Annotated in this window: 21 protein-coding genes; 11 read left to right on the forward strand and 10 right to left on the reverse strand. The window is 54.7% G+C overall.

All coding sequences use genetic code 11. The features are described 5' to 3' along the window. Positions 1-150: 150 nt before the first annotated feature. From ACF8SD_RS05325 to ACF8SD_RS05350, 6 genes are all read left to right on the forward strand, one after another. Positions 151-1,095 (forward strand): helix-turn-helix transcriptional regulator, encoded by a 945-nt coding sequence (locus tag ACF8SD_RS05325; protein WP_392483994.1) that lies wholly within the window; start codon positions 151-153, stop codon positions 1,093-1,095. Between the two features lie 289 nt (positions 1,096-1,384). Beyond that, positions 1,385-2,203, forward strand: coding sequence for a hypothetical protein (locus ACF8SD_RS05330; protein ID WP_392483995.1), 819 nt, complete (start codon positions 1,385-1,387; stop codon positions 2,201-2,203). Between the two features lie 160 nt (positions 2,204-2,363). After that, positions 2,364-3,368: a protein NO VEIN domain-containing protein gene (locus ACF8SD_RS05335; RefSeq protein ID WP_392483996.1), complete on the forward strand. Its 1,005-nt coding sequence runs from the start codon at positions 2,364-2,366 to the stop codon at positions 3,366-3,368. A 656-nt stretch (positions 3,369-4,024) separates the two neighbouring features. Then, positions 4,025-4,912 carry a sce7726 family protein gene (locus tag ACF8SD_RS05340; RefSeq protein WP_331844005.1) on the forward strand — a complete coding sequence of 296 codons (888 nt, stop codon included), beginning with the start codon at positions 4,025-4,027 and terminating at the stop codon, positions 4,910-4,912. Further along, the gene (locus tag ACF8SD_RS05345) at positions 4,873-5,781 is read left to right on the forward strand and encodes a sce7725 family protein (protein WP_331844004.1); all 909 of its coding nucleotides are present in this window, start codon (positions 4,873-4,875) and stop codon (positions 5,779-5,781) included. Before ACF8SD_RS05340 ends, ACF8SD_RS05345 begins: the two co-directional genes overlap by 40 nt. Before the next feature lie 35 nt (positions 5,782-5,816). Then, positions 5,817-6,809, forward strand: a complete 993-nt coding sequence (locus ACF8SD_RS05350) for an RES domain-containing protein (RefSeq protein WP_331844003.1) — start codon at positions 5,817-5,819, stop codon at positions 6,807-6,809. Between the two features lie 154 nt (positions 6,810-6,963). Here the strand turns inward: ACF8SD_RS05350 and ACF8SD_RS05355 are convergent, their stop codons facing one another. Both ACF8SD_RS05355 and ACF8SD_RS05360 read right to left on the reverse strand, forming a co-directional pair. Then, positions 6,964-8,001 carry a PIN domain-containing protein gene (locus ACF8SD_RS05355; protein WP_392483997.1) on the reverse strand — a complete coding sequence of 346 codons (1,038 nt, stop codon included), beginning with the start codon at positions 7,999-8,001 and terminating at the stop codon, positions 6,964-6,966. After that, positions 7,998-8,192, reverse strand: a complete 195-nt coding sequence (locus ACF8SD_RS05360; protein ID WP_331844001.1) for a hypothetical protein — start codon at positions 8,190-8,192, stop codon at positions 7,998-8,000. Before ACF8SD_RS05360 ends, ACF8SD_RS05355 begins: the two co-directional genes overlap by 4 nt. A gap of 715 nt (positions 8,193-8,907) precedes the next feature. On the opposite strand from ACF8SD_RS05360, the gene ACF8SD_RS05365 reads away from it, so the two are divergent. From ACF8SD_RS05365 to ACF8SD_RS05385, 5 genes are all read left to right on the forward strand, one after another. After that, positions 8,908-9,117 (forward strand): TraC family protein, encoded by a 210-nt coding sequence (locus ACF8SD_RS05365; protein WP_331844000.1) that lies wholly within the window; start codon positions 8,908-8,910, stop codon positions 9,115-9,117. 2 nt (positions 9,118-9,119) lie between these two features. Further along, positions 9,120-9,344, forward strand: coding sequence for a hypothetical protein (locus ACF8SD_RS05370; RefSeq protein WP_331843999.1), 225 nt, complete (start codon positions 9,120-9,122; stop codon positions 9,342-9,344). Positions 9,345-9,609: 265 nt separating this feature from the next. Further along, complete coding sequence (gene trbJ / locus ACF8SD_RS05375) at positions 9,610-10,407, forward strand: P-type conjugative transfer protein TrbJ (protein WP_392483998.1); 798 nt, start codon at positions 9,610-9,612, stop codon at positions 10,405-10,407. A 193-nt stretch (positions 10,408-10,600) separates the two neighbouring features. Next, entirely contained in the window at positions 10,601-12,187 is a 1,587-nt protein-coding gene (trbL, locus tag ACF8SD_RS05380; protein WP_392483999.1) for a P-type conjugative transfer protein TrbL, read from the forward strand. Positions 12,188-12,189: 2 nt separating this feature from the next. Next, entirely contained in the window at positions 12,190-12,510 is a 321-nt protein-coding gene (locus ACF8SD_RS05385) for a hypothetical protein (protein WP_392484000.1), read from the forward strand. Positions 12,511-12,811: 301 nt separating this feature from the next. Here the strand turns inward: ACF8SD_RS05385 and ACF8SD_RS05390 are convergent, their stop codons facing one another. The 8 genes from ACF8SD_RS05390 to ACF8SD_RS05425 form a co-directional block, all read right to left on the reverse strand. Further along, on the reverse strand, positions 12,812-13,261 hold the full coding sequence (locus tag ACF8SD_RS05390) for a GNAT family N-acetyltransferase (RefSeq protein WP_085616738.1): 450 nt from the start codon (positions 13,259-13,261) through the stop codon (positions 12,812-12,814). A 273-nt stretch (positions 13,262-13,534) separates the two neighbouring features. After that, positions 13,535-14,287 (reverse strand): ABC transporter ATPase, encoded by a 753-nt coding sequence (locus ACF8SD_RS05395; RefSeq protein WP_392484001.1) that lies wholly within the window; start codon positions 14,285-14,287, stop codon positions 13,535-13,537. Further along, on the reverse strand, positions 14,274-15,152 hold the full coding sequence (locus tag ACF8SD_RS05400) for a helicase RepA family protein (RefSeq protein ID WP_392484002.1): 879 nt from the start codon (positions 15,150-15,152) through the stop codon (positions 14,274-14,276). The genes ACF8SD_RS05395 and ACF8SD_RS05400 overlap by 14 nt, the downstream gene beginning before the upstream one ends. A gap of 3 nt (positions 15,153-15,155) precedes the next feature. Beyond that, on the reverse strand, positions 15,156-15,386 hold the full coding sequence (locus tag ACF8SD_RS05405; protein ID WP_392484003.1) for a helix-turn-helix transcriptional regulator: 231 nt from the start codon (positions 15,384-15,386) through the stop codon (positions 15,156-15,158). A gap of 283 nt (positions 15,387-15,669) precedes the next feature. Then, complete coding sequence (locus ACF8SD_RS05410) at positions 15,670-16,878, reverse strand: tyrosine-type recombinase/integrase (RefSeq protein WP_331843870.1); 1,209 nt, start codon at positions 16,876-16,878, stop codon at positions 15,670-15,672. A gap of 307 nt (positions 16,879-17,185) precedes the next feature. Continuing rightward, entirely contained in the window at positions 17,186-18,763 is a 1,578-nt protein-coding gene (gene guaA / locus ACF8SD_RS05415) for a glutamine-hydrolyzing GMP synthase (protein WP_173887725.1), read from the reverse strand. 126 nt (positions 18,764-18,889) lie between these two features. Further along, a complete protein-coding gene (gene guaB / locus ACF8SD_RS05420; protein WP_003255025.1) occupies positions 18,890-20,359 on the reverse strand; it encodes an IMP dehydrogenase in 1,470 nt (489 codons plus the stop codon). Positions 20,360-20,506: 147 nt separating this feature from the next. Next, positions 20,507-21,061, reverse strand: a complete 555-nt coding sequence (locus tag ACF8SD_RS05425) for a sugar ABC transporter ATPase (protein WP_392484004.1) — start codon at positions 21,059-21,061, stop codon at positions 20,507-20,509. Positions 21,062-21,107: the final 46 nt, after the last annotated feature.

Below are 21,107 nucleotides of genomic sequence, written 5' to 3' on the forward strand. Positions count from 1 at the left end.
ATCGATCATTGAAGACAGCTACGCCGGCACTGCCAACCCCTGTGGCCGGTTCGCACAAAAGATGGGCCGCCGCGCACAATGGCTGTTGCCAAAAATGTGCGCGCGTTACCATTTACGCTCATGCCGCCGCCAACCAAGGACGTAGCGCCCATGCGATCGACCAGCCCCTACCTGGACACCTCCTTTTCCTTCGACAGCCCCGGCTCGCTCGCCGACGCCGGCGTGCTGGACAGCGGCAAGGCGCAGATCATGGGGCGTGCAACCGGGCATTATCGGGCGCAGACCGTGCACGCGGGGCTGCAGTACTTCGATTGCAACCTGCAGTTTCCCGAACCGTTGCAAATCGACAAACTGCTGCCGCAAAGCCTGTGCATCGTCCACGTGTTCGACGGTGCCTGGCAGCACAAGGTCGACGGCACGCTCAACCATTACGCCCCCGGCCACTTGCACCTGCTGGGCCTGGGCGAAAGCCTGGAAGCGCAGGACCAGTTGCCTGCAGACAGCCATGCGCGCATGGCTGGCGTGCGCATTGCCGGCGACTACCTGCATGAGCTGGCGCGGGACGATGCGCAATTGCTACCCCTGCTGGCCTTGACCGCAGACGGCATGCGCTTCGATCAACTCCCCCAATGCCCCGCCGTCAGCCGCTTGCTGCAGCAGCTGTACCTGTCACCCTATACCGGTGGGCTACGGCGCCTGCATTGCGAAAGCCTGAGCGTGGCCGTGGTGCTGGAGCTGGCGCGCCACTTGATAGGCCCTGCACAGGGCAAGAAAAACCCGGACCGCGGGCTGCGCGACCTGGCCATCGAAGCGCGGCGCCTGCTCGACACCCAACTGGCCACCCCACCCACCGCCGCCAGCCTTGCACGCCAACTGGGCGTGGGCGAGACCACCTTGCGCCGGGCGTTCCGCGACGAATTCGGCCGGCCAATGCTGCAGTACGTGCGCCAGCAACGCCTGGAGCAGGCCCGCACCCTGCTGCTGGAAAGGCGCTGGCACGTGTCGCAGGTGGCCTACCAGGTCGGTTATGCCAACCCTGCCAATTTCTGCCATGCCTACAAGGCCTATTTCGGCCACCCGCCTGGCAGCGAATAGCAGGTTTTCCCAGGCAAAAGAAAAGGGCCTGCAATGCGGCCCTTTTCGTTCAACGCCAGAGAGGGATCATTCCCACTCTATTATAAATAACAGCAGGAAACCTATAAAAACATGGTACTTACCAACGCGATGCATTCTAGTACCATGAAAAACACCATTAAACTATCCTTTAGTGGAGAGCATCCATCTAATGTCATTTTTGAGCCTCGGTGAATCGCCCCGCGTCTGAAAAGCTCAACAAGCGTGCCGATCCCACGCGCCTCGATGCCTCATTAAAGTGATAATGGGGATGAATGATGGCATTCTGTATCCCTTTTCTCCTTGTCCGATCTCAATCAGTAAGGACGTGGAATCGCATCTCAGAACCACTATTGAAAAAGGATTTTTAATGAGCCTTCCTTTTGTAGACACGTTCGTCCCCCCTTACCAGAAATGGGAAATGAGGCGTCCCTCCTTTGAGGAAATGCTGTCATCCGGCAATCCGCACATGTGGATAAGGGTCAGATTAGAGGCGACCGTCGCGAACGCTCACGACGCCGCCACCTACATGGGCCGCGTCGGTGCCGACAACGGCCTTGGGGATTCCATCAACAGAGCACTGGATAACAGTGTCGCCTATAAGCATTGGCGGCAAGCTATGCCATCCAAAACTCCTGATGCACTGTCGCAATATCAGAAGTCGTACCCAAATTGCGACTTTGCACAGGTCTCAGCAGAGATCGAAGGAATCGGGCAGGTGCTTAGTGAAGGTCAATGCCTCTTTCATGCAGGGTTGTGGCCGGGGGGCGACAGATTGACCACAGATCGCCCTCTATCTTCGTCATTTTGCCCCCAAGTTGCGCTGCGGAACGCAGACCATAAGGGCAAGGGATACGACGCAGGCCGTATTGATCTGTTCGTACTAAGAGCGACCAACCCGAGGACCAATGTCTTCGCATATAAGCGCAAAGGCACGAACCTCGGCCATGAGAACGAGGTCTTGTTTGCCGCAGGCGCGAATCTAACGCTGACATCGAGCGAATTGGTCAATGTCGACTACACCGCAGGGAAGTATGGACTCCCTAACAAGCAAATATCGGTTCGAGTACTCGCCATCGACATCTCATAGTCAATCTTCGAAGTAACGCACTTCGTGTTTACCTGCGCATGGAGCAGTGTTGTTGCATGAGAAGCACCGCTTCCCATCTGCAACCGATAGCCGCCAGGTCTCTGACGGCCTGCTGATCAAGCTCGATAGACAGGAATAAATCTGAAAAAGGGAATAGTCTGTGAAAAAGATCCTGTGGGTGAAGTTTGGTTGGTCAGAATACTATCGCGGCGGACCGGTCGACGGTAATTTTGGGTGGCTCAACGAAAACAAGGGCAAAAAAAACGAAGGACGGGGACACGAGGCGTTCAACTTCAACCCTGGGCCTGATGGAACCTACTATTGTTATGTTCCGCCCCAAGCAAGCGAGTATGCACCGTCAAACGACGATCCAAATGGCTGGACAGTGATTTGCCTCGCAAAAAACCCAAAGCATACTGGCGTCCATGTTGTCGGTTGGTACGAAAATGCTACCCTACATGGCGAATGGCTTGATCCTCCAGAAAGCCTGATCAAGAAGCGAGGGGATGCTGCGCACCCGGCCTATGACTGGTCGTACTGCATTTCTAGTAAGACCGCATACTTCGTTCCACCTGAGTACCGAACTATGCCTTTCTCGGACCCATCCGTAAGGCAGGGCAAATATTCCTTTCTAGAAGGGCCAGACGTAAACACCAATAAGAATAAAATTCGTGTACTGAAACTTCTCAACAGTCGTCTGAAAATGATGACCCAATTTGCTATTCAGAACCCTAGCGAGGGCTCGTTACCCGATCCCGAACTCGACGCAGCCGATCCTCTAAAGGGATTCGGTACACCAGAGCATCGGAAAAAGGTGGAATTTGCAGCAGAATGCGCCGTCATTGAGCATTACAAAACTAAAGGGTACACCTGCGAACGCGTTACTCACCTACCCTGTGGGTATGACTTTGTTTTTACCAAAGGCAAATCGGTGCGGCACGTCGAGGTAAAAGGCACATCCAGTCCCACCCCCCAATTCTTTATTACTCGGAATGAGTATGGGAAAGGTCTACAATCCAATCCAGCATGGCGTCTTGCTATGGTTACCTCTGCACTTTCCGAAGCCCCAAGCATAACTGAATATGATGCTCTCGGGCTGAAGCGAGCGTTCGACCTGGAACCTTACGTATACATCGGAAAATTCATACCAAAGTCGGAGAGCTAGTCTATTGACCTTACTAATATAGCCCATACGCTATATTAATGAAGAGCCCATACTAGTTAAATAATATGCTCGCCGGAGCATCCCGATGCCATGTCAGCAATCCCAAATTTGACATGGTACCGATGTCCTGTTTCCAGTGAACGTGTTGGCTTGGCTTGGCTTGGCTTGGCTTGGCTTGGCTTGGCTTGGCTTGGCTTGGCTTGGCTTGGCTTGGCTTGGCTTGGCTTGCGAAGCGTGAAGGTTGAGCAGCCCGCGTCAAGATGCATGAGTCCAGAGTATCGAGGAAAATCTATCCACCCCATTCACCCGCTTACCCCAACAGAGCAAGAGCAATCCCAGCTGGTGAATCGTAAGAGTAAGGCGCATGCGGCTTCGTTAGCACCGCCCTCCTCCAGCGAGGGTGGATTGCTATTGGTTAGGCCGCCCATTTCTAGAGCTGAGCAAGCATTAGCTTGTGCGCGGCCTTTCATGTTGGCGTATCCTTACCCACAGGTACGTGCTGGCCATCATGCACTGACCGAAACACCCTGTATTCTGCTCCCAGGGTGCTGCATTCAGCGTATTTTGGCTAGCGTAGAAATGAAAATAGCACCGTCTGTCGGAAAGATGCCAGCCAAGGGATCAACGATCGCTGACGTGGTGTAAGAGGTCCAAAAGTGTTCACTACAAGAGATGCAGCGAGACTGTTCTCCAGCAAACGGCTCACGGAAGTGGCATCCGGAAATTTCGACTTTCTTTTGAAGGTTGCCACCCATTTTAGAGGTGAGCTCAGAGAAGAGTTTACGGCCGCAGAAGTATTTGAACACTCATACTCAGCCCTCTCAAGAGAATATAGGACTGAGTATTTTTTTAAAAACATTGTCGCCGAGCGATTGCTTTTGGGGAGGCACTCCCTTAATACAGCAACTGTATTGCCAGAATTCAGAGTTGGCCGAAACAAGGCCGATTGCGTTATTTTAAACGGCAGTTCTACATGCTACGAAATAAAATCAGACTTCGACAATCTAGATCGTCTTCCCGAGCAACTAGCCTCCTACAAGAAATTATTTGACAAAGTTTATGTTGTCGTAGGGAAATCGCACTTATCAAAAGTATTGAGCTCTATCGATAGCGACGTGGGAATTCTGGAGTTAACCCCTAGAAAAAACCTCCGGACAATCCGAGAAGCAGTGACATCAACAGAGCCGGTGGACATCTCAATTCTAATGCGCTCACTTCGCGTGCATGAATATCGAGATATTGTATCGGCGCTTTCAGATCAAAGCTTAGATTACCCAAACACAGAAATCTTTTCTGCATGTGAAAACATTTTGCAGAAATTACCCTCTGTTGATGTCCGAAGAGCATTTTGCACAACTCTTAAAAAAAGCAGAAAGATTGAAAAAGATTTCATCCTATCTCTTCCGCGTTCCTTATTGATGGCAGGAATTGGATTTAAACTACGAACTGATCACAGGCGAAGCCTGGCAGAAAACCTAAACAAGACCTTTAGTAAGGACACTACATGTACTACCCAATATTACGGGGCAAGCAATTTGAACTGATAGCTCTGAGAGAGCTAGCAGAAACAATTTCTCCTGAGCTCATCCGCCCTGTTATTGAGCCTGTACGGGGGAACCTTGCCCCTCTACATAAAACAATAGAAGCATTACACAAGTCAGGAATCAAGCCGCTTGTGATTATAAACCCTAGCATTGGGGACTTTTCTAAAAGCGAAAAAATCGTACTTGAAATCGCAGGAGATCGAGACTCGTTTGTTCCCTGTATCAAAGCAAAAAGTATCGCAGACCTCTCTATCTTACCAGATTTTGGTTTCTCCCTGTCTGACAGCGCAATTTTGATAGATGGAGGTATCGACAAAGAATTTGTCGAAAAACTTAGCTCCGCGTCCTGCGTTCTTGTTAACAAAGAAAAAATCCATCCCGGCGCGCTGTCTTTATTGAAAAATGTTGTTCTATTTGGCGATTTTTTTGATAAAAAAATCCGAAATGCCGATTACGAGGACAAGTCCTTTTACTCATCATTACACACCGAATGGAAATCCTACTCAAACGCCATTGGTTTTGGTGATTATACAATTCTAAGCGAGGAATATAGTGAGGCCGGTGGTCCCGCATATGTGGTAACTATCCACCTAAGCTATATTAATCGAGTCGAATTTGACGCCATGTACGTTCGTCATTTCTCCTCATTCAACGATGACTCACCCGCCAACCCGGGCGGCAAGTTTAAATCGGCGCTTGAAAAACTTTGGGAATTCTCCACCGCAAACCCTGGGATATTCAATAAAACGCAAGGCTTTCAAGAACTTGTATCACTAAGAGGCAATCCGTTCCCTGGGCTAGGTCAAGTAAAAAAATACTCAATTAAGCATCATATTGAAACCACTTGCGATTTCGTCAGAGGTGAGTGATGCCTAGATGCTGCGTTCAGTGTTTTCATGACTCCGTGATAGTTGCCAAAATAAACGCAGAGGGCGAGATAAGTCGATGCAGTTACTGTGGCACGAGCCAGGTTTCCTGTATCGACCCCGCTGGCCTAGCTGACAAGCTGGAACTATTCACCTACGGTTTACGCGAGGATGAAAATGGGATTCCTTTCTCTGAGGTCTTAAAATCCTATGGCGTTTTGAGTAACGGGATTCGACAGACAGAGATACTCGTTAACGATATTTTTGGGAACAACACAGCAGAAAAGCGCTTTGCGTTTGATTTCGATGTCGCTAGCTATACCGATCAATGGGAAGATTTCAAGATCGAGTTGAAGCACAAAAATCGATTTTTTCCAAAGGCCACTATACACTCCTCACTATTTAGCAGATTAACACCCGGCAGTAATGAAGGTGTGCTATTCCAGCTTTTAGAACAGCTTAAAATCCCGGTCGATATTAGGGAAAGTTTCTTCAGGGCACGAATATCAGAAACACCCTTGGATGCAAATCAGATGGGCTGCCCTCCACGCGAGATAGTGACAGGAGGCCGAGCGAATCCGCTGGGAATTCCATATTTATATGTAGCGGACAGCCTGATTACTTGTATAAGCGAGGTGCGCCCAAGCAATTCAAGCGGTGTATATGTTGCGCAGATGACTCCTGTGCGCGAGCTGTCGGTCCTTGATTTGACAACACCAAGAAAACACTGCTCCGCCTCAGCTTTCGGGGAGGAACAACTATCAGCTGTATTAGGATTTCTTGGACTACTTGAACTGTTCTCCAACGAGCTTTCTAAGCCTATCAGACCTGAAAACAGCAATCTGGACTACATCCCCACTCAGTTTTTATGCGAATTCATCAAAAGCGAAGCAAAATTTGATGGCATTGTCTTTAACAGCTCGTTCGGCCAAGGCAAAAACTATGTATTCTTCGATGGAGAATCATTAACTCCAGCACCCCCAATAAAATACATCGTAAACAAGACAGTTCATCATTACGAGCAGGCCTAATCACGAAACGCATGAATTACTAAAAAGCCCGCTACTGCGGGCTTTTTGGAGTTAGCCAGCCACACCATTACACATAACCACAAACAACGCAATAAAACCAAACAACAAGCAGCAAAGCCTCTAGCCCTATAAAAACGCAGCTCTATCCAAAGACTCAAGTATCTAGCATATCCCACTCGTCACCGAGAACCCAACGGATCGCCGACAACTTTCCGTTGATCATTCCCCATTCAAAATCAGTCCAAGGACCAAGCTCTTCCTCCCCGAGGTCCTCCTCAGCCCGCTTCATAGCGGCGATCATTCCCTCCCAGATTGAGTCCACGAGCAAGCCTCGCCGCTCCACGGGACTGGCCGCATCCCAAATTTCTCTCGATACAATTTTATCTTCACCGTCTTCAACGCGAGCAATGATTCCCCATTTCCTGTTGTACCAGACCTGTGTTGTAAGCTTGTTTTCAGCATCCAACAATTCAGAAAGTTGTCGAGGATCCTGGCTATACTCTCGTTCAAATCTAGTTTCTTCCACCAGCTCGCTAGCAAATTCGCTAAGTAAAATACTAAGGTTGGTTTCATATCGGGACGTCGCGCCATCAAAAATGGATGCTAGATCAGGGTGCGGTACACGGGTATCAGCCCCTTTTTGACTGAAGTCATGAATATTGTGGGTGACGAATGCGAACACATCCCCTTCTTCACGCGCAGACAGGGCATCAATGTAGGTTTCGATGATGATCGCATCGCCAATTCCATTCATCTGCCGATGGAATGGGGCGATTTTTGAGATCGCTCGATCTGCCGCACGTACTTTAATCTTGTCGCTGACTGGGATTGACCTGCATTTGCCGAAAAGCCCTTCGATCAACTCAACCGCTTCATTTACCGCTTCTCCGCCAGTCGCTACCCGGTGATCAACCTCATTGAGCTGTCTCAACGTCGCATCCCGCCCTTCCTCGGGAGCGAATTGGAGAATTGCCTCTCTTACCCGCTTAAAATGACTGGAAAGGCTGGCTCGGCTCGCAGCCATCACTCTATCTCGGTTCCGTTCAAATTCCTCAAGAATGATTTGAGGCATTACGAGCACCGCTTCTTCCGCTTCGACCATTGCAACAAGTGCGTCCAGCAAAGGAAGGTGCCTATGGTCCTTGGTGAGGTCAAGCCATACCGACGTATCTATCAATAGATGAAGACTCATTCAGTGCCCTTCTCGCAAACGATCCATGTAAGAGAGGAGTCAACGTCATGGACACCTCTTAATTGGCGAAACAACACAGCTATTTCATCACAAGCACCGTCTTTGCCGAGTTCATCCAGCAAAGCTTGGCCGTAAGCTGGGTTGTCCCGGAAATATGCAGCCATCACTTCGTCATGTGCCTTGTCTCTCATTTAGCGCCTGGCCTCCATCGGCATCGTGCGGTTCTGGCCGATCAGTATTGAGGATCGGCTAGAAAAGCAGATTTCAAGGCTCCAAAATACATTGAAAGAGAAATTTTTCACACATCATGGCCCCAAGCTCACAAATTGCGCATCTTGCTGCTCTACAGCTAGATCCGAGGGCCCGTTACCAATATCGGCCTTCTGCACCGCCGAGGATGAGCCATTCCTTTGGTGCCCTCTGACATTGCTAGTGCTCCTGTTGTTGCTTTCCGCTCTTACACGCGGCAGCGGCTGCGGGCCTCGCAGAGCAAGGTGCCGTTGAGCCGAAGGCGAATAAGGGGCGGTGTTGGATGGGGACGGGCTTGCCCGTACCCGTACAACACACATCTTGCCGTCTATTCCTATGCGCTTCTATGCAACTGGAGCAGAGATGCCATTTGCATTTCGTCTAATCGCGTAGATTCGCGTAGGTTCGCATACATCCGCATAGCGTCGCATTAATAAATGGTTTCAATCGCATAGAGTCGCGCAGAATCGCATAAAGCCGTCACAGTGAACGAGGTCAATTGAATTATCTAGCCTCTGGCACCAATACAGACTGTTTAGCGGCGAGCGCTGCTAATGTGCAAAGCATGCACCTTGAAAATTACGCACCTCGAATGAGAGCATTCATAGGCTTACGCACTTTAACCGAAGAAAATCATCAGAAATATCGGAGCAATCAATGGCACGCAAAACTCTCGCTGAGCGCCGTTCTGACGCCATTTCCGAACTGGAAACCGCTAAAGCACGACTGGCAAAACTCGACAATGAGGCCGCTGAGAGAATCGGCAGAATTGCAATAAAGTCAGGATTGGTTAATCTGAAGCTTACGGACGATCAGGTCCGGGAAGAATTCGACCGCATAGTGGAAAAGATCTGTAAGGGGAATTGACCATGAAGACAGCTCACCGCATCAGCGCATTTGCCAGTCGACTCGATGAATTGCAAGCCTGCCTCGGTCGAGCCAGTAACCGGGCTGCAGAAAATGTTACCGAAGCCCAGCGCATCGCGGCTGAGCTGGCTTTATCCCTCGAAGACTGGCATCTCGACGCGCTGCGCATACCTAAGGCGGAGCGTGCGCCCTACCGAGCACAGAATCCATATTATTCAGCACATTGACTCTGCCGCTCTCGTTAAAAAGTCCACTCCGGTGGACTTTTTTGTGTCCGCAAAACGTATAAAACCGGACAAACCTAACCCCTCCCCTCCTCACAACTAACGCCTTATAAATCAGACCGATAGTTATTATTTCTCGCCCAGATACCGGACAGTTTACGGACAGACCACGAAAACTTTATGCGGATAGCATAGTTATCCGCATATTTTAAACAGGCCAATATCGGTAAATAATCGAGCCACCAAGGTTAGAAATGAGGTATTCGGCATGAAAAGGGAATTACTCATAAAAGCGTCGTCCCGTGTACGCAAAGCCGGGCGTCATGCGGTTTTGAGCATTGCGATGGTCGGAACCAGCTTAGTTGGCGGGACCTTATCCGTTGCACCTGCCACGGCTTACGCCATCTACTGCGAAAATTGTTCCACGTTCTATCAGCAAATGTTTGAGTACGCTGAGGCGGTTAACACGGCTCTGAACACCGCCGAGCAACTGCAAACCCAGGTGCAGCAGTATCAAAGCATGATCACGCAGGGCACAGGCTTGCCTGATTCGATGTTCGGCAGTATCGCGGCCGATCTTAAAAACGTGATGAACGTCTACGACCGCTCGCAGGCGTTGGGCCGTCAAATCCAGAACATGGATTCGCAGTTCAACACGGCTTTCCCCGGTTTCAATTCGTACCTGAATCAAGCTGCCAACTCGGCTGAATCACCGGCACAAGATCGCTATCAGACGTGGTCTGAGCAAGGCCGCGACAACGTGAAAGCTGCGCTAAAAGCGGCGAACCTCAATACCAGCACCTTTGAGTCTGAGGGCGAGCAGCTTGACCGCATGATGACCCGTTCACAGTCGGCTGTGGGCCGGATGCAAGCACTTCAGGCGGGCAACGAAATAGCCTCACAGAACGTACAGCAGTTGCAAAAGCTGCGCGATCTGGTGGCTACGCAAATCAACATGCAGGGCAACTATCTGGCTCAGCAGGGTGACCGTGCAGCAGCCAGCGAAGCTACCGAACAGCAGTTTGAAGCGCGCAAAAATACACGCGGCGGCGTGAAGGGGTACTGAGAATGACTGTTTCGAAATGGCTCATCGCGTTGATCTGCTCCGGCTCTGCACTAATCGGTTCTATGGTCACCGTGGCGGTTCAACGCAACAGCGAATGTACATCGGCGGCGGAGCAGCAACAGCAACAGCGCGATGCTGATGCCTCGTTTGAAGCGCGCCCGAACACTCGCGGCGGCGTTAAGGGGTACTAGCTATGGATCATCGCCTACTGTTCTTCCTCGTCTTGGCGAGTGTATTCGTGAGCGGAGATGCTATGGCCGCGACCGACCTTTCCCATGCTGACACTTCGGTCCAAGGCCTACTCGACCTCGTTTTACAGCAGTCGCACCAGTGGTCAGGAAAGCTGTATGACTACGCGATCAGATTATTCTGGCTGTTGGCCTCGATTCAGTTCATCTGGACGTTCATGCCTCTGGTCATGAAGCAAGCCGACTTCGGCGAGATTGTCGGAGAGCTGCTGCGCTTCGTCCTGGTGGTCGGTTTCTTCCTTGCCGTTATGAAGTACTCGGTGGAGTGGTCATCTGCCATTGTCGATAGTTTCCGCGATGCTGCGGCATCCGCTAGCGGCCTCGGACGCGCATTAGAACCCGGCGATATGCTGGCGGTCGCACTGGATTTTGGCCGCACCATGGTGAAGGGCATATCAGTGTTTTCTCCGGCCAAAGGACTTCTGATCGCAGTTTGCGCAATCCTTGTGTTGGCGTGTTTCGCCTTCATCGCTGCATTCATGTTCGTAACGCTCGTAGAGTCTTACGTCATCATCAATGCTTCGGTGCTGTTCTTTGGCTTTGGCGGGTCACAATGGACGCGTGATTTTGCAATCGCCCCAATGCGCTTCACCGTCGCAATCGGAGCCAAGCTGTTCGTCTTAACGCTGATCGTCGGCTTGATCGTTCAGTCGGCCAAGCAGTGGTTGGCCGCCTACACCAATGACGAAGCCTCGTTGATGACGATGGTTGGTCTGGCCTTGGTGTGCTGCTATCTGACAAAGACCATTCCTGACCTCATCGGCGGCATGATAAGTGGCACCTCGATGGGTGGTGGATCAGCCATCGGTGGTATGGCGGCGGCTGGTGCTGCCGGCGCAGCGGCGGCAATCGCAACCATCGCCACCGCCGGGGCGGCCGCTCCTGCCGCAGCCGGTGCTCTCGGCGCTGCTGGCAGCAGTGGTGCTGCCGGTGCAGCGGGTGCCGGTGGCATCAGCAACGGCGGTCTGGCAGGAGCTATCAACTCCAGCTTTGCCGGTGCAACCTCCGCCGGTGGTGCCGCTTCGTCTGTAAGTGGCGCTACGTCCTCCGGCGTGGGGGCCAGCACTGGCGGCGGCGCAGCGACCAAGGGGGCAAGCTCCGCAGGTGCAAAGACTGGCGGTGGTGTAGCTTCCCCATCGGCTACACCCAGCAACGGCGTCCAACAGGCCGCTAAGCAGGCCGGGAAGGCCGCGCAGAGCGGCGGTGACAATGATCAAAAAGCGACACCAAAAAGTGGAGCTGTCAGCTCCGGCAGCGCACTATCCCAAGCGGCCAATGGTGGAGCAAAAGCACTCGGCGTGATCGCCTCGCTGTCAGTGCCCGGCATGGAGAATGCGCACTCAGCGTCTCTTGGTGCTGGTGTTCCAACATCAGCTCTCGGCGAAGCCAGATCGACCACAAGCGCAGAACCGCCCGTGGAAACGGTAGGCGCGGAGTCAAACGTCATCCGACCTGATGCCAACACCAGCACCAATCCCGGTCGCGTCGACGCTTCGAGCATGACCTCGAGCAACGACCAACAGGAGAAATAACCATGAATGACATTCTGATGTTCGCTGGATTCGTAGTACTCGCCTCGACCTTGGCCATCGGTATGTGGGCGCTCGGCCGGTGGCTGCGTAGCAAGGGCTACGGGGCGCAGCTGGATAATTTGAATCGCTTATTCACGGCCTTACAGCTTCGGGTCAGGCCGCTTGCTCTGTCGGCCTCCTATCGCATGTTTGCGGGAACGCGGACCTTGAGTCGTCTACCTCTGCTGGGAAGCAAGAATAGCGCTGCTCTGAGCCATCAAGTGATGATTGCCATCCAGGCTGCGCAGGAAGCACAGAAGCGAGAAAACCCCGGCAATCGCTGATCGCTGGCCAGCCTCCCAAACACCCCGCCTCAGTGCGGGGATTAATTTTCTGCATCTAGCCTCTTCTGCCTCATAAGGAGTCCTGGAGGATCGCGGGAGCACTTTCATCATGAACACGGACAACGGCCGTTTACAGTTCGGGGCTTCATGATTAGTAATACGCACGGACTTTGAACAGCCTGATACTCCCCCTTAAAGGCCCTGAGCTGCGTTCTCAGCGACTCTATCGGTCCTTCACAAGCGGGCAAGTGGGATCACTACTTTGTTGCCGCATCAGTAGGGTAAGCAGCCTGGACTAATCCTAGAGCCGTTTTTCCATAACGATGGTGCGTTCAGCCCCATGAAACTCGTCGCGGATTTTCTGATAGCCCAACGTGGCATAAAACTTTTCAGCTGTAATCGACGACGGCACACGTACAACTCCAATTCCAGCGCTGGCAGCAGTTGCATGAATGACATCCATCAAATGCCTACCGATACCGCCTTTTTGGTGAGCCGGGTCAACGAAAACACTTCTGACCACGTCACCGTCGAGACCGGCAGTACCAATAATGTTTTCGCCCAGCAAGGCGACGAAAACCCTGCGCTTAGCAAGTTGTGTGGTGATGGATTCAGGAGAAAAGCTTTGCTCAACCTGAGCGATCACATCAGGCGGGTAGTCTTGTGAGTTTGACTCACGCAGGGCAGCTAGAACTACATGACTAATCGCTGCTGCATCTCTGCTCGTGGCAGGACGAACGTGACATTCCATGCTGAGACCTCAATCCTAAAGGGGTACAGATTAGCCCAGCGCAATGTCCCAGGTGCTCGAAGTGGTGTGTGTTCGACGGAACCGCCCTTTCTTTTGGTGCCCAACGGCCGCAGGCCGAGTAGCAAGGCCGGACCGCGCCTAAGCGCGGGCTGCGCCGCGCAGAACTGAATATCCTGAATATCCTGCCAACTCCGAGCGGGTGTGCGACGTTTCGGGCGGGTGTGCGACGCTCTCGGGCGGATGTGCAACGCTATCGGGCGGGTATACGACGCTTCAAGCTTCACCAGTACCTTTTTTCTTTACCCTCACGCCGTCCAGAAGCAGGCCTAACGCTTTCAATTCGGCGGCGTCTTCCCTCAACCTGTACCGCGCATCGCGCATCGCCTTACTCTGCACCGCACCGGCGACAGCCACGATGACGGTGTCAAGATACCAACCACCTGACGGCTCGAACTTGTGGCTCAAAACGTGCCGCGCAACCGCTTGGCTGATGCCATGCTGGAGGCGGGCAATGGGTGCCGGGTCGTAGTACAAACTCAAATCATGCTCAAGTAGCATCACTAGTGCTACGCCAAGCCGCACCCTCCACAGATATCGCTCTCCCCTTGTCAGCGGATCAAGCCGCGTCATCGGAGAAGGGATAACGTGATCGATCAATCCGCCGATTATTGGGAAATCGAATTGTGGCGTTTCGATTGTGATCGTCGCGGCTCGCAGTTCGGTCAAAAGCTTTTCGATCTGTGTAAAGCTGTAGCGACTGTCAGACAGTGTTTTTCTCACCCGAGCGGGGTCAACCAGAAGCTCTACACCGCCATCAGAAACATCGCGTCGCCGCTCCGCGCAATACAAGATCGCTTCGACTATATCGGCGTGTCTCTGGCCTAGTCTGCCTGTCACACGGCAGCGACCGAATGACGTATCGGCCCAGTCACTTTCCCGTAATCGAGGGCGCTGGCTAGGTTGATAGAGCATCACGCGCGCCTGCGCGCTTGTACTGGTGGGGGTCACCGCATTACCACCGCTCATCGTCGCCCCCATTGACGATGTGCAGAGCTCCTCCCTTCTTCGTCTCCAGCAGTTCCACTGGCACAAGGACGCCGCCGTCATGGCGCTTGTACCATTGATCGACTGGGGTGGCGTCGTAGTTCTGTTTGCTAACACCGAAGCGGACAAACAAGCTCCTTCGGTCATTGCCGATGGGCTGTCGATCATAGGCGCGGTCGCTGAGGGTCTTGGCCTGTTCCTCTGTCATTTTGGCGACGAAGCCGCACCAACGGGCGTTGTCGATCAGGGCGGAGGCGCCCCGCGCCGCCTGCTGCTGGTCAGTCTGCCCCTCACGGGCACTCCCCTTGCTGACGTGATGCAAGTACAGGACGGATGCCCCAGTGCTCGTCGCGGCGCACTCCAGCGTGGCGACAAGTCGTGCCATATCGCCGTTGCTGTTCTCGTCCCTATCGTGAATCCGGCTTAGAGTATCCAGTACGATCAAGCGGGCACCGGCGCAGAATTCGATAACGCGGGCAAGATGCTGGTCATCCATCACGTTCATCCGTTTGCCCATGATGGGCTGGATGATCAGGTTCTCCGCGATGGCTTCACGTGCCTGCTGATTCAGGTGCTGGCCGATGGCATGGATTCGGCGGACCAGTGCGACTTCTGGGTCTTCTCCAGCAAAATACACCACGCGGCCAGCGCATGCGGGACCGAGCCCGACTAGATCACCACCGGCAACGCTGCACGCGATGGCCATTGCGGCCTCCAGCGCCCAAAAGCTCTTTCCTGTAGCTCCCGGCGCCACCAATGCGCCTACCGTTCCAGCGAGGAAGCCCGGCCAAATAAAGTCTAGAGTGGGCGGTTCGTTCTCGAACGCAGCCCGCAAATCAATCGCCACAGCTCAGGCCCCCATTCCGGGGCGAGGGGCCGAGCCAGAAAGCTTGCATGTATCAATCCACGCCTCCACCTCGGCCAAATCCCACACAACCTTGCGACTACTCACCGCGATGCGCTGAGGGAATTTCCCTTGCTTCTCGAAGTTGTAAATCGTGCGCTCACACAGCGGGATCATTGCCAGCAGTTGCTTCTTGCTGATCAAGACCTTGCTCGTTTTTTGCGATTCTTTATCCACAAGGAATACCCCTTCCGTCATCGTCCGAGGCCCAAGTATTGCCCCACGATTCCGGTATTTTCCAGCAAAAACAGAGGTATTTTTTCAACATTTTCAACAAGTTAGCGTCCATTAACTTATCGTTTTGCGGACAGTCCGGGCGACATAAATAGCTGATTTTGTTGAAGTAGATTTAGGCTAGGTTTCCTCATTTCGTTTTTCCCGAAACTCATGTGTTCTCGGACAAAAAAAATTCCACCGAAGTGGGAATATCGTGGAGTAACGTCAGCTGAGAAGTCTCAAATCACCCTTTGGGTCTGGGCTTTTTGGTGGTCCACTCGTCGATCATATCCGCCCAGTCTTGGAGCATCGCGCGACGCTGATCCCGGTACTCGGCTTTGTTGTACACGGCTCGCACACCCTTCTGCTCGTGCGCGAGGCACTTCTCGATCCAGTCGGAGTTGTAGCCCGCCTCATGCAACAGCGTGCTAGCCGTACGTCGCAGGTCGTGGGGACCGAACTTGTCTAGGGGCACCCCTTCTTTTTGGGCAAGGCGATAGGTCAGCGTCAGTACCTGGTTAATCGTGGCCGCACTCATTGGCAAATCAGAGTCGTAGCGTGACGGCAAAACGTAGTCTGAACCTCCTGCCAAGGTTTTCAACGCGATGAAGAAATCCAATGCCTGCTGGGACAGAAACACCAAATGAGGGTTACGACGCTTCATCCGCTCTTTGGGGATCGTCCACAGCGCCTCGCTGAAATTGATCTCACTCCACGTCGCGTTGGTCAGTTCGCTCTTGCGCACCATTGTCAGCAGAAGGAGTTTGGCCGCTGCGCGAACCGAAGTCGCAGTGCCGATTCTGTCCATGTACTGGTACATCAGCGCAATTTCATCGGGCGTCAACGCACGGTCGCGCGGCTCAAATTTCGCGATGCTGGCAGGCCGTACCAGATCGGCAGGGTTTTCAACCTTCTGGCCACGCTCAATGGCCCAACGGAAGACTTGCAGCACGATCTCCCGTGAGTGGACGGCGGTTGCAGGGGCACCCCGCTCCACTATGGCATCCGTCAGCGCACGCAGATCCTCATGGGTGATTTCGACCAGCTTCTGATTGCCAAATTTCGGCTTCAATTCACGCTCGTAGACTGATCGACGCATGTCTCGCGTCGAGTCCGCCATCTGGTAACCGCGCAGCCATTTTTCAGCCCAAGCGTCAAAAGTCTCAGCACCCTTCGTGCGCGCCTTCGCACGCGCTTTTTCCTTAGCTGGAGACTTGCCAGCGGCGACCATCTTCTTCGCCTCCCCTAGCCGCTCGCGAGCCTCTGCCAGAGTGATCCCCCCTAAGCCGTAACGACCGAAGGTGATGGTCTCCTGCCGGCCGTTGATGGAGTAGTTGTAGCGAAAGGAGATTGAGCCGGCTGGGGTGACGGCCACGTACAAGCCGTCACGGTCAATCACCTTGTAGAGCTTGTCCTGGGGCTTGAGATTTCGAAGCTTGGTATCGGTGAGCATGGCTTCCACTATTTCCATGAAAAAATACCATGCCCTGAAAAGCGCGGGAAAATGGGGTCCATCCCCAGTAAAACCGGGCCTTTAGGCCAACTCGATACCATGCCAACTCCGGAACAAGAGACATGGTATTGAGTGTCACGCATGGCATTAGATGCAGTCAGTACCCCGTACCATGCCACATAAACACCGTGCTTGGCGATGCAGAACGCTACCCGAATTTGCCAGCCCCAAAAAGCCAAAAGCCCGCAATTACGCGGGCTTCAGGGCATTTTCTGCTAGATCGTGCCGGGCAGTGCCAGACGCGGGATCATTCCCACTCAATCGTCGCCGGCGGCTTGCTCGACACGTCATAGGTCACGCGCGAGATGCCGTCGATTTCATTGATGATACGGCCACTGACGGTTTCCAGCAGCTCGTACGGCAGGTGTGCCCAACGCGCGGTCATGAAGTCCACGGTCTCGACGGCACGCAGGGCCACGACCCAGGCGTAGCGACGGCCGTCGCCGACGACGCCGACCGACTTGACCGGCTGGAACACCACGAAGGCCTGGCTGGTCTTGTGGTACCAGTCGGCTTTGCGCAGCTCTTCGATGAAGATGTGGTCGGCACGACGCAGGATGTCGGCGTATTCCTTCTTCACTTCACCAAGGATACGCACACCCAGGCCTGGGCCCGGGAACGGGTGGCGGTAGACCATGTCGTACGGCAGGCCCAGTTCCAGGCCGATCTTGCGCACTTCGTCCTTGAACAGTTCACGCAGCGGCTCGACCAGCTTGAGGTTCATTTCCTCCGGCAGGCCACCGACGTTGTGGTGCGACTTGATCACGTGGGCCTTGCCGCTCTTGGCGCCAGCCGACTCGATCACGTCCGGGTAGATGGTGCCCTGGGCAAGGAACTGGATGTTTTCCAGCTTGCTGGCCTCGGCATCGAACACGTCGATGAAGGTGCGGCCGATGATCTTGCGCTTCTTCTCCGGGTCGGCTTCGCCTTCCAGGTTGTCGAGGAACTGCTTTTCAGCGTCGGCGCGAATGACCTTGACGCCCATGTTCTCCTTGAACATGGCCATCACCTGGTCACCTTCGTGCAGGCGCAGCAGGCCGTTGTCGACAAATACGCAGGTCAGCTGGTCGCCGATGGCGCGGTGCAGCAGCGCGGCAACCACCGAGCTGTCGACGCCGCCAGACAGACCCAGCAGGACGTTGGCCGAACCCACTTGTGCACGCACCTGGGCGATGGCGTCGTCAACGATGTTGGACGGGGTCCACAGGGCCTCGCAGCCACAGATGTCCTGCACGAAGCGGGACAGGATGCGACCGCCCTGCTTGGTGTGGGTCACTTCCGGGTGGAACTGCACGCCGTAGTAGCCGCGGGTGTCGTCGAACATGCCGGCGATCGGGCAGCTTGGGGTGCTGGCCAATACATGGAAATTGCCCGGCATCTGGGTGACCTTGTCGCCGTGGCTCATCCACACGTCCAGGCCCAGTACGCCGTCAGCGTCGATGTGATCTTCGATGCCGTCGAGCAGGCGGCTCTTGCCGACCACGTCCACGCGGGCATAACCGAACTCACGCAGGTCGGAACCTTCGACCTTGCCGCCCATCTGTTCGGCCATGGTCTGCATGCCGTAGCAGATGCCCAGCACCGGCACGTTCAGGTCGAACACTGCCTGCGGCGCGCGCGGGCTGTTGGCTTCGTGGACCGACTCGGGGCCGCCGGCGAGGATGATGCCGCGCGGGTTGAATTCGCGGATCGCTTCATCGTCCATGTCGAACGGGTGCAGCTCGCAGTACACGCCGATCTCGCGCACGCGGCGGGCAATCAGCTGGGTGTACTGGGAACCGAAATCGAGGATCAGGATGCGGTGAGCGTGAATGTCGAGGGCCATGACTCAATCTCTGATGCAGTTGCAAGCGTCAAGCCGCAAGCTGCAAGTTGATCGGGGAGAACGCGGTAGTTGCTGCAGTGCAACTACCGCTTGTAGCTTGAAGCTTGTCGCTTACCGCTGGAGGCGTTAGCCGACGCGGTAGTTAGGGGCTTCTTTGGTGATCTGCACGTCATGCACGTGGGACTCGGCCATGCCGGCGCCGGTGATGCGTACGAACTCCGGCTTGGTGCGCATCTCTTCGATGGTTGCGCTGCCGGTGTAGCCCATGGACGAACGCAGGCCGCCCATCAGCTGGTGGATGATCGCCGCCAGTGCGCCCTTGTACGGCACACGGCCTTCGATGCCTTCCGGTACCAGCTTCTCGGCACCGGCCGAGGAGTCCTGGAAGTAACGGTCGGACGAGCCTTGCGCCTGTGCCATGGCACCCAGCGAGCCCATGCCGCGGTAGGCTTTGTAGGAACGGCCCTGGAACAGCTCGACTTCACCTGGCGCCTCTTCGGTACCGGCGAACATCGAACCCATCATCACGCAGGAAGCACCGGCTACGATGGCCTTGGACAGGTCACCGGAGAAGCGGATGCCGCCGTCGGCGATCAGTGGCACACCGGTGCCTTCCAGAGCGGCGGCAACGTTGGCGATGGCGCTGATTTGCGGCACGCCGACGCCTGCAACGATACGGGTGGTGCAGATAGAGCCCGGGCCAATACCGACCTTGACCGCGTCAGCGCCGGCTTCGGCCAGGGCCTTGGCCGCAGCGCCGGTGGCGATGTTGCCGCCGATTACCTGCACCTGCGGGTAGGTTTCCTTCACCCAGCGCACGCGGTCGATGACACCTTTGGAGTGACCGTGGGCAGTGTCGACCACCACCACGTCAACCCCGGCAGCAACCAGGGCGGCTACGCGCTCGCCGGTGTCCTTGCCAGTGCCGACGGCAGCGCCGACGCGCAGGCGACCTTGGTCGTCCTTGCTGGCCAGCGGGTAGGCCTTGGCCTTTTCGATGTCCTTGACGGTCATCATGCCCTTGAGGTTGAACTTGTCGTCAACGATCAGGACTTTTTCCAGGCGGTGCTTGTGCAGCAGCTCGCGCACTTCGTTCTTGTCGGCGCCTTCGCGCACCGTGACCAGGCGCTCTTTTGGCGTCATCACGTCGCGGACCTTGGCGTCCAGGCGGTTTTCGAAGCGCACGTCACGGGAAGTGACGATGCCGACCAGGTCACCGTTGGCCAGCACTGGCACGCCGGAGATGTTGTTCAGGCGGGTCAGCTCGAACAGGTCGCGCACGGTAGCGTCGGCGTCGATGGTGATCGGGTCCTTGACCACGCCAGCCTCGAACTTCTTGACCTTGCGAACTTCGCCGGCCTGCTGCTCGATGGTCATGTTCTTGTGGATGATGCCGATGCCGCCTTCCTGAGCCATGGCAATGGCCAGGCGCGCTTCGGTCACGGTATCCATGGCGGCGGAAACCAGCGGAATGTTCAGCTCGATGCCACGAGTCAAACGGGTCTTGAGACTGACTTCATTGGGCAGTACCTCGGAATAGCCAGGTACAAGGAGGATATCGTCGAAGGTCAGGGCTTCTTGGCTGATACGCAGCATCGCGGGGGCTCCCGGGCGGGAAAAATGGAAGCGCGCCATTATACTCATGCACGGCGCGCCGCTCAATGTAAATCAAGCTTCAAGTTACAAGCGGCAAGCTACGAGAGTCGTCAGGCATACACGCCGGTTTTTCTTGAAGCTTGCGACTTAAAGCTTGCAGCTGACCTGCACCACCGTCACCGGCTGGTCGAGCCAGTCGGCGAAGCTGTCGAGAAAGGCCTGGGTAAACCCGGCCTCGCCCCAGTTGTTGAAGATGAACCCCAGGTTGGAGAAGGCACATGGCTGCAGGTAAATGAAGCCATTGATGTCATCTTCGAAGCCGCACAGCGGGCAGGTGAAGTTGTCACTGACCGCCGGCATCCATTCTTCCAGGCTTTCGAACAGCGGCTCGCCCACCTCGCGCCGGCACTGCGGGCAGCCGGCTTCTTCAAGAAACCCTTCGGTGGGGGTATAGATGCAGCGCTTGAGCACCACTTCCAGGCCGTTAGCCTGCTCGCCAAAAGGCAACAGCTCAGGCCGCAGGGCCACCTTGCGGGCGCCTGCAGCCAGGGCGTGGCCCATGCGGTTGCCGGTACGGCCACAGGTGCTCAGCTGCTCCTCGACCACTTTCTCGCGTACCAGCCAGCGCACGATGGCGCGGGCGCGGGCTTCGTGCACCGGCACGGTGGACAGCTTGGGAACGATAATGCTCTGGGTGTTCATGAACGGTACAAGCCTGCAAAACTGCGATAAGGGCGTAATTCTACCG

Source organism: Pseudomonas sp. CJQ_9 (assembly GCF_043106615.1).
Taxonomy (GTDB): domain Bacteria; phylum Pseudomonadota; class Gammaproteobacteria; order Pseudomonadales; family Pseudomonadaceae; genus Aquipseudomonas; species Aquipseudomonas juntendi.